This is a genomic window from Erwinia sp. 198, assembly GCF_003937915.1.
Lineage (GTDB): Bacteria > Pseudomonadota > Gammaproteobacteria > Enterobacterales > Enterobacteriaceae > Erwinia > Erwinia aeris.
Window position 1 is genome coordinate 40,196 of record NZ_RHUM01000008.1, and the last position, 11,337, is coordinate 51,532.

General features: G+C 55.3%; 9 protein-coding genes and 2 pseudogenes. 7 read left to right on the forward strand and 4 right to left on the reverse strand.

Annotation, left to right across the window (positions count from 1 at the left end; genetic code table 11):
- Positions 1 to 95 precede the first annotated feature (95 nt).
- The 6 genes from EGK14_RS12375 to EGK14_RS12400 all read left to right on the forward strand — a co-directional run bounded on the left by EGK14_RS12375 (position 96) and on the right by EGK14_RS12400 (position 7,218).
- Positions 96 to 1,316 (forward strand): extracellular solute-binding protein, encoded by a 1,221-nt coding sequence (locus tag EGK14_RS12375; protein WP_125289415.1) that lies wholly within the window; start codon positions 96 to 98, stop codon positions 1,314 to 1,316.
- Between the two features lie 42 nt (positions 1,317 to 1,358).
- The gene (locus tag EGK14_RS12380; protein ID WP_125289417.1) at positions 1,359 to 2,666 is read left to right on the forward strand and encodes a carbohydrate ABC transporter permease; all 1,308 of its coding nucleotides are present in this window, start codon (positions 1,359 to 1,361) and stop codon (positions 2,664 to 2,666) included.
- A gap of 10 nt (positions 2,667 to 2,676) precedes the next feature.
- Complete coding sequence (locus EGK14_RS12385; protein WP_125289418.1) at positions 2,677 to 3,528, forward strand: sugar ABC transporter permease; 852 nt, start codon at positions 2,677 to 2,679, stop codon at positions 3,526 to 3,528.
- Positions 3,529 to 3,531: 3 nt separating this feature from the next.
- On the forward strand, positions 3,532 to 4,725 hold the full coding sequence (locus EGK14_RS12390) for a glycosyl hydrolase 53 family protein (RefSeq protein ID WP_125289420.1): 1,194 nt from the start codon (positions 3,532 to 3,534) through the stop codon (positions 4,723 to 4,725).
- A gap of 47 nt (positions 4,726 to 4,772) precedes the next feature.
- Complete coding sequence (locus tag EGK14_RS12395) at positions 4,773 to 6,833, forward strand: beta-galactosidase (protein ID WP_125289422.1); 2,061 nt, start codon at positions 4,773 to 4,775, stop codon at positions 6,831 to 6,833.
- A 70-nt stretch (positions 6,834 to 6,903) separates the two neighbouring features.
- Positions 6,904 to 7,218 (forward strand): glucose PTS transporter subunit EIIB, encoded by a 315-nt coding sequence (locus EGK14_RS12400; RefSeq protein ID WP_125289423.1) that lies wholly within the window; start codon positions 6,904 to 6,906, stop codon positions 7,216 to 7,218.
- Between the two features lie 82 nt (positions 7,219 to 7,300).
- Here the strand turns inward: EGK14_RS12400 and EGK14_RS12405 are convergent, their stop codons facing one another.
- Positions 7,301 to 8,563: a maltoporin gene (locus EGK14_RS12405; RefSeq protein ID WP_125289424.1), complete on the reverse strand. Its 1,263-nt coding sequence runs from the start codon at positions 8,561 to 8,563 to the stop codon at positions 7,301 to 7,303.
- A 262-nt stretch (positions 8,564 to 8,825) separates the two neighbouring features.
- Between EGK14_RS12405 and EGK14_RS12410 the strand changes: the two genes are divergently transcribed.
- Entirely contained in the window at positions 8,826 to 9,896 is a 1,071-nt protein-coding gene (locus tag EGK14_RS12410; protein ID WP_125289425.1) for a LacI family DNA-binding transcriptional regulator, read from the forward strand.
- A gap of 395 nt (positions 9,897 to 10,291) precedes the next feature.
- Here the strand turns inward: EGK14_RS12410 and EGK14_RS12415 are convergent, their stop codons facing one another.
- From EGK14_RS12415 to EGK14_RS21875, 3 genes and pseudogenes are all read right to left on the reverse strand, one after another.
- Complete coding sequence (locus EGK14_RS12415) at positions 10,292 to 10,759, reverse strand: DUF943 family protein (RefSeq protein WP_125289426.1); 468 nt, start codon at positions 10,757 to 10,759, stop codon at positions 10,292 to 10,294.
- Positions 10,743 to 10,936 (reverse strand): annotated as a pseudogene (locus EGK14_RS21870) (DUF3289 family protein). Before EGK14_RS21870 ends, EGK14_RS12415 begins: the two are co-directional and overlap by 17 nt.
- A 35-nt stretch (positions 10,937 to 10,971) precedes the next feature.
- A pseudogene (locus tag EGK14_RS21875) lies at positions 10,972 to 11,264 on the reverse strand (DUF3289 family protein).
- Positions 11,265 to 11,337 lie beyond the last annotated feature (73 nt).

The following is an 11,337-nucleotide window of genomic DNA, read 5'->3' on the forward strand; positions in this document are numbered from 1 at the left end:
CTTGCAGGCTATGAAAGCTGAGGGATACCGCGAGATTTGCATATAATTTCAGCATACCTTGGCTTGAAATGTCATACCTTCACATGGGGTCTTCAATGAGAATCAAAACCGGCGTTACGCTTCTTCTGTCAGCTTTGATGCTGAATCAGGCGGCCTGGGCCGCACCACAGCTCACCGTCTGGGAAGATATTAAAAAATCGGACGGCATCAAAACGGCGATCGTCGATTTTCAAAAGCAATTTAACGTTGAGGTGAAGGTGCAGGAAATGCCGTTCGCCCAGCAGATCGAAAAATTACGGCTTGATGGCCCGGCCGGCATCGGCCCGGACGTGCTGGTGATCCCTAACGATCAGCTTGGCAGCGCGGTGGTGCAGGGGCTGCTGGCGCCGCTGAACGTCGCGGCGGCAGAGCAGGCGGCCTACACGCCATCGGCCATGGCGGCATTTGTGCACGATAAGGTGGTTTACGGCATCCCGAAGGCGGTGGAAACGCTGGTGCTGATTTACAACAAGGATTTGCTGCCGTCACCGCTGAAATCGCTGGATGAATATCGCGCTTTCTCTCAAAAGCAGCGCACAGCGCAGCAGTACGGCCTGCTGGCGAAGTTCGACCAGCTTTACTACAGCTGGGGCGTGATGTCGCCAATGGGCGCTTACATCTTTGGCAAAGACGGCAAGGGCGCGCTCGCGACCCAGGATGTCGGGTTAAACACGACAGGCAGCGTTGAAGCGGTTACTTACCTCAGGCGCTTCTTCAGCGAAGGGCTGTTGCCGAGCGGCATTATGGGCGACAACGGCCTGAATGCTATCGACTCACTGTTTACCGAGAAAAAAGCCGCGGCGGTTATCAACGGGCCGTGGGCCTTCCAGCCCTATCAGGCGGCGGGCATCAACTATGGCGTCACGCCGCTGCCGCTGCTGCCTGACGGCAAGCCGATGAGCTCGTTCCTGGGCGTAAAAGGCTATGTGGTGTCGACCTGGAGCAAAGATCGGGCGCTGGCGCAAAAGTTCATCACTTTTATCAACCAGCCGCAGTATGCGAAAGAACGCTATCAGAAGACGCAGGAGATCCCGCCGGTGACCGCGCTGATGAACGATCCGATCATCAAAAACGATGAGAAAGCGAATGCGGTAGCGGTGCAGGCGACCCGCGCCTCCGCCATGCCGGGCGTGCCGGAGATGCAGGAAGTGTGGGGCCCGGCCAATGCCGCGCTGGAGCTGAGCGTTTCCGGCAAGCAGGAACCGAAGGCCGCGCTGGATAACGCCGTAAAGCAAATTTCAATGCAGATCGAAGCGATGCAGGCCAGTAACCAGTAATAAAGGTTCGCGGGGCAACCCGCACAGGATAAGGATCCGGGTGTGACTATTTCTTCCGATGAAAAGCTGGCGACGCTTAAGCGTCCGCGTCGCCATGCGACGGCCGGCGCGCTGCTGGCGCTGCTGCCTGGCTGCGGCCAGTTTTACCACCGCCAGTGGGCCAAAGGGCTCTGCTTTCTGGTTTTGCTGTGCAGCTTTACCGGCGTCTTCCACGATTTTCTCCGTGAAGGGCTGTGGGGGCTTTATACGCTGGGCGAAGAGGTACCGCGCGATAACTCGATCTTTCTGCTGGCAGAGGGCATTATCAGCGTGCTTATCGTTGCCTTTGGGGTGGCGATTTGGGCGCTGTCGGTGCGCGATGCCTGGCTTAACGGCGCGAAGCGCGATAACCATCAGCCGCTGAACAGCGTGCGCCAGCAGTATCAGCTGCTGCTGCGTGACGGCTTTCCTTACCTGATGATTTCGCCCGGCTTTATCCTGCTGGTATTTGTGGTGGTGTTTCCGATCCTGTTTGGTTTCGCCATTGCCTTCACCAACTATAACCTCTATCACACGCCGCCGGCGAAGCTGGTGGACTGGGTCGGCTTCAAAAACTTCGTTAATATTTTTACCCTGTCGATCTGGCGCTCCACTTTCCTGGACGTGCTGCAGTGGACGGTGGTGTGGACGCTGCTGGCCACCACGCTACAGTGCAGCGTCGGCGTTATGCTGGCGATCCTGGTCAACCAGAAAGACCTGCGTTTTAAGCCGCTTATCCGCACCATTTTTATCCTGCCGTGGGCAGTGCCGGGTTTTGTCACTATTTTAGTGTTCGCCGGCATGTTCAACGACAGCTTTGGCGTGATTAACAATGCCATTCTCCATTTCTTTGGGATTACGCCTAAGGCATGGATGACCGATCCCTTCTGGAGTAAAACCGCGCTGATCCTGATGCAGACCTGGCTCGGCTTTCCGTTTGTCTTCGCCATGACCACCGGCGTATTGCAGGCGATCCCCGACGATCTCTATGAGGCGGCGATCATGGACGGCGCCAGCGCGTGGACGCGGCTGAAAACCATCACGCTGCCGCTGGTGCTCTACGCCATTGCGCCGATCATCATTACCCAGTACACCTTCAACTTTAATAATTTCAACATTATCTACCTGTTTAACAATGGCGGGCCGGCGGTAGCGGGATCGAACGCCGGCGGCACCGATATCCTGGTGTCATGGATCTACAAGCTCACCATGTCGTCGTCGCAGTACGCTATCGCCGCCACCATTACTATTTTGCTGTCGATTTTCGTGGTGGGTCTTGCGCTGTGGCAGTTCCGCGCAACCCGATCGTTTAAACAAGATGAGATGGCGTAAGGAAGCAATTATGGCGAAGTCCGTCAGTATTAAACGCGAAAAATGGGTGCGCCTGTCGTTGACCTGGCTGGTGGTGTTAGCGGTCTCGACCATTATTATTTATCCGCTGATCTGGACGGTAGGCGCGTCGCTGAATGCCGGCAATAGCCTGCTCAGCAGCTCGATCATCCCGGAAAACGCCTCGTTGCAGCACTATCGCAACCTGTTTAACGGCACCGTGCCTTACCTGACCTGGTACTGGAACTCGATGAAAATCAGCTTCCTGACCATGGCGCTGACCCTGCTCAGCGTCAGCTGTACGGCCTATGCCTTTTCGCGCTTTCGCTTCAAAGGGCGGCAGAACGGGCTGATGCTGTTTCTGCTGCTGCAGATGATCCCGCAGTTTTCCGCGCTGATCGCTATTTTCGTGCTGTCGCAGCTGCTGGGGCTGATTAACAGCCATATTGCGCTGGTGCTGATTTACGTTGGCGGCATGATCCCGATGAACACTTATCTGATGAAGGGCTATCTCGACTCTATTCCTAAAGATCTGGATGAATCAGCACGCATGGACGGCGCGGGCAACTTCCGTATTTTTGTGGAGATTATTATGCCGCTGTCAAAGCCGATCCTGGCGGTGGTGGCGCTGTTCTCCTTCACCGGGCCGCTGGGCGATTTTATTCTGTCCAGCACCATCCTGCGTACCCCCGAGCAATTTACGCTGCCGATCGGTCTTTATAACCTGGTGTCACAAAAGATGGGCGCCAGCTACACCACCTATGCGGCAGGCGCGGTGCTGATTGCGCTGCCGGTCGCCGTCTTTTATCTGGCACTGCAGAAATACTTCGTCTCTGGCCTGACCTCAGGCGGCACCAAAGGATAAATCATGACACCCAAAACCTTACTTCTCGCCCTGGCGCTGGCCTGGGCGACACCGCTGCTTGCCGCCGATTCGGTACCTGTTGCCTCCGCCGGGCCGTGGCCGGCGGATTTTGTGAAGGGCGCGGATATCTCTTCGCTGGCAGAACTGGAGCAGCAGGGCGCGAAGTTTTATAACGCCGCCAGTCAGCAACAGGATGCCATTGCCATCCTGAAAGCCAACGGCATCAATACCGTTCGTCTAAGGCTGTGGATCGATCCCCGCGACGGCAGCGGCCATACCTACGGCGGCGGCGGGAACGATCTGCCGACGACACTGGCGCTGGCGAAACGCGTAAAAGCCGCGGGCCTGAAGCTGCTGCTCGACATTCATTACAGCGATTTCTGGACCGATCCCGGCAAACAGTTCAAGCCAAAAGCCTGGCAGTCGTTGCCGTTCCCGCAGCTGGAAACCGCAGTGCATGACTATACGCGCGACGCCATCGCCCGCTTTAAGGCGGAAGGCGTAATGCCGGATATCGTGCAGATCGGCAACGAGCTGAACGGCGGCATGCTCTGGCCGGAGGGGAAAAGCTGGGGGCAGAACGGCGGCGAGTTCGATCGGCTGGCGGCTCTGCTGAAAGCGGGCATTAGCGGCCTGCGTGAAAACCTCAGCGATCCGCAGCAGGTGAAGATCATGCTGCATCTGGCCGAAGGCACCAAGAACGACATATTCCGCTGGTGGTTTGATGAAATCGTCAGGCGGCAGGTGCCGTTCGATGTTATCGGCCTGTCGATGTACACCTACTGGAACGGCCCGATTAGCGCGCTGAAAGCCAATATGGACGACATCAGCCAGCGCTATAACAAAGACGTAATGGTGGTGGAGGCCGCCTATGGCTACACGCTGGAAAACTGCGATAGCGCCGAAAACAGCTTCCAGGCCAAAGAGGAACAGGCGGGCGGCTATCCCGGCACGGTGGCTGGTCAGGCGGCCTGGCTGCACGATCTGATCAAAGCGGTGCTGGCGGTGCCGAATCATCGCGGCAAGGGCGTGGTGTACTGGGAGCCGGCCTGGATCCCGGCGCCGGGCAATACCTGGGCGACGCCAGCCGGGATGAAGTATATCCATGACGAGTGGAAACAGGGTAACGCCCGCGAAAATCAGGCGTTGTTTGACTGTCATGGCAAGGCGCTGCCTTCGCTACAGGTTTTTCATTAATCCATTGGCGCTATCGCTGATATTTCTGACACCTCAAAGGAACAGGTATGAATAAATTTCCCCCGCTCAGCGCCAGGGTCAACGCGCTGCTGCACGGCGCTGACTATAACCCGGAGCAGTGGGCTCATCAGCCGGGTATCATTGATGATGATATAGCGATGATGAAGCAGGCACGCTGTAATGTGATGTCTGTCGGCATTTTCAGCTGGGCGAAGCTGGAGCCGGAAGAGGGACGCTACGATTTCGCCTGGCTGGACAACGTGCTGGACAAGCTGCACCAGCAGGGCATTTCGGTGTTCCTTGCCACGCCCAGCGGCGCGCGTCCGGCCTGGATGTCACAGAAATACCCGCAGGTGCTGCGTGTTGGGCGCGATCGCGTACCCGCGCTGCATGGCGGTCGACATAACCACTGCATGACCTCGCCGGTTTACCGCCAGAAAGTGCGGGCGATGAATGAACAGCTGGCCGCGCGTTATGCGCATCATCCGGCGGTGATCGGCTGGCACATCTCCAATGAGTACGGCGGCGAATGCCACTGCGACCGCTGCCAGCAGGCCTTTCGCGGCTGGCTGCAGCAGCGCTACGAAACGCTGGAAAATCTTAATCACGCCTGGTGGAGCGATTTCTGGAGCCACACCTACAGCGACTGGTCGCAGGTTGTCTCGCCGGCTCCGCAGGGCGAAGTCTCGATTCATGGCCTGAACCTCGACTGGCGACGGTTTATGACCGATCGGGTCACCGACTTCTGTCGTGAAGAGATCAAACCGCTGAAGGCGGCGAACCCGGCGCTGCCGGCAACCACCAACTTTATGGAATATTTTTACGATTACGACTACTGGAAGCTGGCGCAGGCGCTTGATTTCATCTCATGGGACAGCTATCCCATGTGGCACAACGATAAGGATGAAACCGCGCTCGCCTGTTATACCGCGATGTATCACGACCTGATGCGTACCCTGAAGCAGGGCAAACCCTTTGTGCTGATGGAGTCGACGCCGAGCGCCACCAACTGGCAGCCGACCAGCAAGCTCAAAAAGCCGGGTATGCATATCCTTTCCTCGCTTCAGGCGGTGGCGCATGGTGCAGACTCGGTGCAGTACTTTCAGTGGCGAAAAAGCCGCGGTTCGGTTGAAAAATTTCATGGCGCGGTGATCGACCACGTCGGCCATCTCGATACCCGCACCGGTCGTGAAGTCAGCGAGCTGGGCCGGATGCTGGCGGCGATGACGCCGGTAGTCGGCAGCCGGACTGAAGCCAAAGTGGCGATCGTCTTTGACTGGGAAAGCCGCTGGGCAATGGACAATGCTCAGGGGCCGCGCAATCTGGGCCTGCACTATGAGCGCACCGTCAACGAACATTATCGCGCGTTCTGGGAACAGGGCGTGGCGGTGGATGTGATTAACGGCGACAGCGATTTCAGCGGCTATGCGCTGGTGATAGCGCCCATGCTCTATATGGTGCGTGACGGCTTCGCCGGGCGTGTGCAGCAGCATCTGGAGCAGGGCGGCCACTTTGTTGCCAGCTACTGGAGCGGCATCGTTAATGAAAGCGATCTCTGCTATCCCGGCGGATTTCCTGGCCCGCTGCGGCCGCTGCTGGGTATCTGGGCGGAAGAGATCGATAGCCTGACGGATGAAGAGTTCAACGGCGTGCGCGGCGTGCGCGGCAACGAGCTTGGCCTGAGCGGGCCTTATCAGGCGCGCGAGCTTTGCGAGCATATCCATCTGCAAGGCGCCACGGCGCTGGCCAGCTATGAAAGCGACTTCTACGCCGGTACGCCTGCTGTCACCGTTAACCGCGTTGGTCAGGGCAAAGCCTGGTATATCGCATCGCGTAACGACCTGGCATTCCATCGTGATTTTTACGGCGCGCTGATTAAACAGCTGGCGCTGCCGCGCGCGCTGGCGATCGATCTGCCACCGGGCGTTACTGCTCAGCGGCGCACCGATGGCGAACGTGCCTTTATCTTTCTGCAGAATTTTAGCGGCCAAACGCATCATCTACAGCTACCGGCGGGGCTTGAGGATTTAATTGACGGCACGCCGCTGGCCGGGCCGCTGACGCTGGCGCCATGGGGCTGTCGCGTTTTGTGTGCGCCGCTGGCTTGAGGGAGCGGTAAGGGTTGTCAGTGATACGGCGGGCAGCGGCCCGCCTTTTTTTTCTCTGAAGGAGAGCAGCATGGTGAGTCTGAAATCGTTTAAACACTACTTCAGTCGACAGGCATTGCCGACTGAGGCGGCCCCGGCCGACAGCGTTCTACTGGATCGGCTGATGAACTGCTTTGGCGGGCGTGACAATATCCGGCAGGTAGACGCCTGTTTAACGCGGCTGCGCGTAACGGTGAAATCACTGGCGGTGGTTGATTCTGCGGGGTTACAGGAGGCGGGAGCGATTGGCGTGGTTATTCTTGGGCATGAAGTCCATGCGATTTTCGGTACGCAGTCCGATCGGCTGCGTCAGCTGCTGGAGGCGCGCTTCTTTCAGCCGGAATAAAAAAAGGATAACCGGCGACGGTTATCCAAAATAAGCCTCTGAACAAGAGGCTAATAATGATGACAATGAGGATAGTGCGCGTTTACCACCAGGCCTCGACCTGCACGCCGAAGTTCCAGGTATCGTTACTGGTGTTGTCCTGGAAGCTGTGGCCGTTTTCAGAGTCATTCAGGTAAGAGGCAAACACGCGCAGTTCAGGGCGCGACATAAACTCCGGGCCGGCAGCCAGGCCCAAAGCCAGGGTGTATTTCTGTCCGGCCTGTTTGTAGTCGCCGCCGACTTTGTTCTCATCTTTCTGCCAGAAGCTGCCCACTTCCCCGATGCCGCGCACATACTGCGTAAACTGGTACTGACCACGGCCCACCAGCGACAGCAGCGTACTTTTATTGGTCAGGGCGGTAACGTCATCGGCCGCTCCCCAGGTGAAGACCTGATTCAGCGAAAACTTATCGGTGATCGGCAGCAGGCCGGTGTTGATCACGCGGTAGCCTTTGGCGTTGCTGGTGTCGTTCCACATGTCATACCAGCCGCCGCCCTGGGAAATCATGTTTTGCGCCAGTCCCTTATCCGCATATTGCAGCACCAGTTTCTGATAGCCGCCCCAGAGATCCTGACTGATTTCGCCCGTTACCATCACGCCGTTTTCAGCGTCGTACAGGCCGCCATACTCTTCCTGCTTTTTGGTGGTGTTAGGAATGGCGTAATCAATACCAAACTCTGTCCACGCGCCGCTCCAGGGTTTCCAGCCGGCATAACGAAGATCGAGGTAGTTAATATTTACGTCGTTATCGTCATCCACGCGGTAGTCCACGTCATTGGCGTCGCCGCGGATCCAGGCGAAGGAGATGGCGCCGGGGCCGAGCGTATAGTTTTCAATACCGGCGCCGGAACCGGAAATATTCCAGTATTTGGTATCGATGATGTGTAAATCGTGGCGCTGGTAATAGCGTTTACCGCCCCAGATCACCGCATTTTTGTCGCCAGGCACCAGCCCTTTGATCTGTAAATTAAGCTGACGCAGGCCAAACTGCGCATCGTCGCCGAAAGTGGTTTCGTTGTCGTTGGAGCCGTCGGAAAACATGCTGACCATGGTGTCAACGTAGAAGCTGACGTCATCCTGTTTATACACTTCGCTGCCCAGCTCAACCTCGCCATAGGTATCCGCTTCGTTGCCCAGACGGCCAATCTTATTCTTTTGCCACTCTTCCATGCCGCCATCCTGAGACACGCCTACGCCGCCGCGCAGGTAGCCATGGAAATCAATGTTGTCGATTGCCGCATAAAGTGTAGGGGAGGTCAGGACTGCAGTGAGCGCCACAGCAGCAGTGCGAAGCCTGGTATTCATGTTACCCTCTTTTCAATTGTAATACGTTCACATATGGCGGCAGTAAACGCCTTTCCCCTGGCGAGTGACAATTCAAATCGCAATAAGATGTGACACACTGCAAACAAAAGGGCGCATTTTGTAACGATTGGTGAAACAGATCACTTAATCGAGTGTGTGAAGGTATAACTTTTTGGTTGTTTTATAGCAGTGTGATAAGGGTAACCTGACCTGAGATTACGTTATGATACTATTCCGCCATTGGTTAACAGGGATGCGAGTTATGAAATCAAAAAATGCCACCTTAGAGGATGTTGCCCGCCATGCTGGCGTGTCGTATCAGACGGTTTCGCGGGTTTTGAATAAGTCGGCAAACGTCTCGGAAGCAACGCGGCACAAGGTAGAGGCCGCCATTGAAACCCTGCGCTACGTGCCCAACAGACTGGCGCAGCAGCTGGTCGGTAAGCAAAGCACGACGCTGGGACTGGTAACCACCTCACTGGCGCTACACGCGCCTTCACAGGTGGCCGCGGCGGTAAAACGCTACGCCAATGCCGCTGACTATCAGGTGCTGATCGCCATGATTGATGAGAACGTCAATCAAAGCTTGCAGGATTGTATCAACGAGCTGAAGTCGCAGCGGGTCGATAAGGTCATTATCAACGTGCCGCTGGAGAGCGAAGATGCCGAGCGGATCGTGCTGGAGAACGAAGATATCCTGTGCCTGTTTCTGGATGTCGATCCCTACACGTCGGTATTTAACGTTTCGTTTAACCCGGCGGACGGCACCCGTGCCAGCGTCAAATATCTCTATGAGCAGGGGCACCGCGATTTTGCGCTGCTGGCCGGGCCCGAACAGTCGGTTTCCGCCAGGCTGCGTCTGAAAAGCTGGCTGGATACATTGGCCAGCTACGGACTGGAGCCGGTCAGCATCCGCCACGGTAACTGGGACGCACAGAGCGGCTATAACGGTATTCTGCAGCTGCTGCGCGAAGCGCCTGACTTCAGCGCGCTGCTGGTGGGCAACGATCAGATGGCGCTCGGCGTGTTAAGCGCGCTCCATCAGCGCGGCATGGCGGTACCCGGACAGATTTCCGTTATTGGCTACGATGACACTTATGAAAGCGCGTTTTTCCACCCGGCCCTGACCACGGTTTCGTTGGATCTTGACCTACAGGGAAAAGAGGCGGTAGCGCGTATTCTGTTGGCCAGCGATCTAGATCGGCAACGCTCGTCATCAATCCTGCCGGCGAAGCTGGTGGTGCGCAGCTCTACCGGTGCGGCCGATCAAAAGCAGCAAAATTTAAAGCAGCTTGCCGAACAGCTGCGCCTGATTGCCAGCCAGCTGGAGTAGGTTACCGGCGAATGGATCCTGCCAGAATGCGCTGCTGAAAGTAGGCCTGGTGTAATTCGGGCCTTAGCGTAGCTGGCTGATGGATAAGCGCAAAGCCCTTTTCGCGTGCTTTTTTAATGGCGGACCGAATCAGCGAAACTGTCGGGTTTTACTGGCGCTGGATTTAACAGGGCATTCAAGGCTGTCGTCATGGTAGAGAATGCAATCATACCCGGCGCATAGCAAAGCAGGGCGTTCATGTCGGGGAAAGGCGCGATATCAGTGAGGCAGGCGGCAAGGCATTGCCGCTTTTCTCCGTCTGGATAGCCTCCTGAGTATTTGCTACTTACGCTTTGCTGGTGCAAATCGGGCAGGGCGAATGGTTATATTGCTGTCTCTACGCGAGAGAGGCAGACCTAATTGTCCACGTCTCTTACGATCTGTCCGTTTTCTTTTATTTGATATATACCGCCACTGGCAATGAATGAAATCCCTCTGTTTCGGCTGTGATTTGCTGAGAAAACCCTGCTTTTATCGATACAGTTTAGTGGCGGCGGCATATCATCAAAGCATAACCTGTCGTAGCCATCCGTTTCTTTATAGCCATCGCCGAATAGCCAGAAAACTACAGTAAAATCACCATCTTTTTCTGGTTGGGGAACGTCATATTTTTCTTTCAACATATTCTTGTTCTTCAGCCACCAGCTTATTTTACCTTTATCAGTAAATGGGAAATTCCTTACCAAAACAGCACTGGAACCATGCCCTCTGTGGTGTACCGCGACAATCTCTACCGTACGTAGCGATAACCAGAGGCAGTAGCAGAAAATTACTACAGCAACCAATAGAAGGGCACGAAGCGTTTTCTTACTTTTTACTTTCATTGCGTTTTCCCGTAATTTCTATTGTGGCTTCCATATTGGTCATAAATGGCTTAAAGCCAAACTGGTTGTATCGCTGGAGCACGAACAAGATACGAAAAAATGGAACTGGCTAAATTTTGTTTTCAGTATGTCGTCACTGTCGAGACCAAAGTGATCCTGCACTTTGTAATGCACCACTGTGCGAAAGTGATCGTTATAAATATGCAGTTATTTTATGGTGATACGCGTTGCCCAGTATCATGAGCAGTGATACCCATGCCATTAAAATCATCCTGGAAACGGTCAAATTTAGGGAGTTTCCCGCCGAGGATTATTTCTTTTAATCTATCCTTTTCTTTTGCTGGGTAATGTTTTTTATGCCAATCAATATTTTTTTAATAACTTCATGCAGTCTTGGGCGAGTGCTATTTTTTGATTTGTTATTAAGAATATGCTCCTTTAAAGCTGTGTCCAGTGACATATCATGGAAAGGCGTACCGTTGCCGTTTTGCATATGGGTGATCATCTTTTCGATCAGGTGGCTGTACGGCCCATAAATGGAAAAATTACGGGATAACGAGCGGAACTTATCAAACAGC

Coding starts and splice junctions, on each gene's coding strand:
- EGK14_RS12390 (WP_125289420.1), top strand. CDS start 3,532: ATGACACCCAAAACCTTACTTCTCGCCCTGGCGCTGGCCTGGGCGACA.
- EGK14_RS12385 (WP_125289418.1), top strand. CDS start 2,677: ATGGCGAAGTCCGTCAGTATTAAACGCGAAAAATGGGTGCGCCTGTCG.
- EGK14_RS12400 (WP_125289423.1), top strand. CDS start 6,904: ATGGTGAGTCTGAAATCGTTTAAACACTACTTCAGTCGACAGGCATTG.
- EGK14_RS12395 (WP_125289422.1), top strand. CDS start 4,773: ATGAATAAATTTCCCCCGCTCAGCGCCAGGGTCAACGCGCTGCTGCAC.
- EGK14_RS12375 (WP_125289415.1), top strand. CDS start 96: ATGAGAATCAAAACCGGCGTTACGCTTCTTCTGTCAGCTTTGATGCTG.
- EGK14_RS12405 (WP_125289424.1), bottom strand. CDS start 8,563: ATGAATACCAGGCTTCGCACTGCTGCTGTGGCGCTCACTGCAGTCCTG.
- EGK14_RS12415 (WP_125289426.1), bottom strand. CDS start 10,759: ATGAAAGTAAAAAGTAAGAAAACGCTTCGTGCCCTTCTATTGGTTGCT.
- EGK14_RS12410 (WP_125289425.1), top strand. CDS start 8,826: ATGAAATCAAAAAATGCCACCTTAGAGGATGTTGCCCGCCATGCTGGC.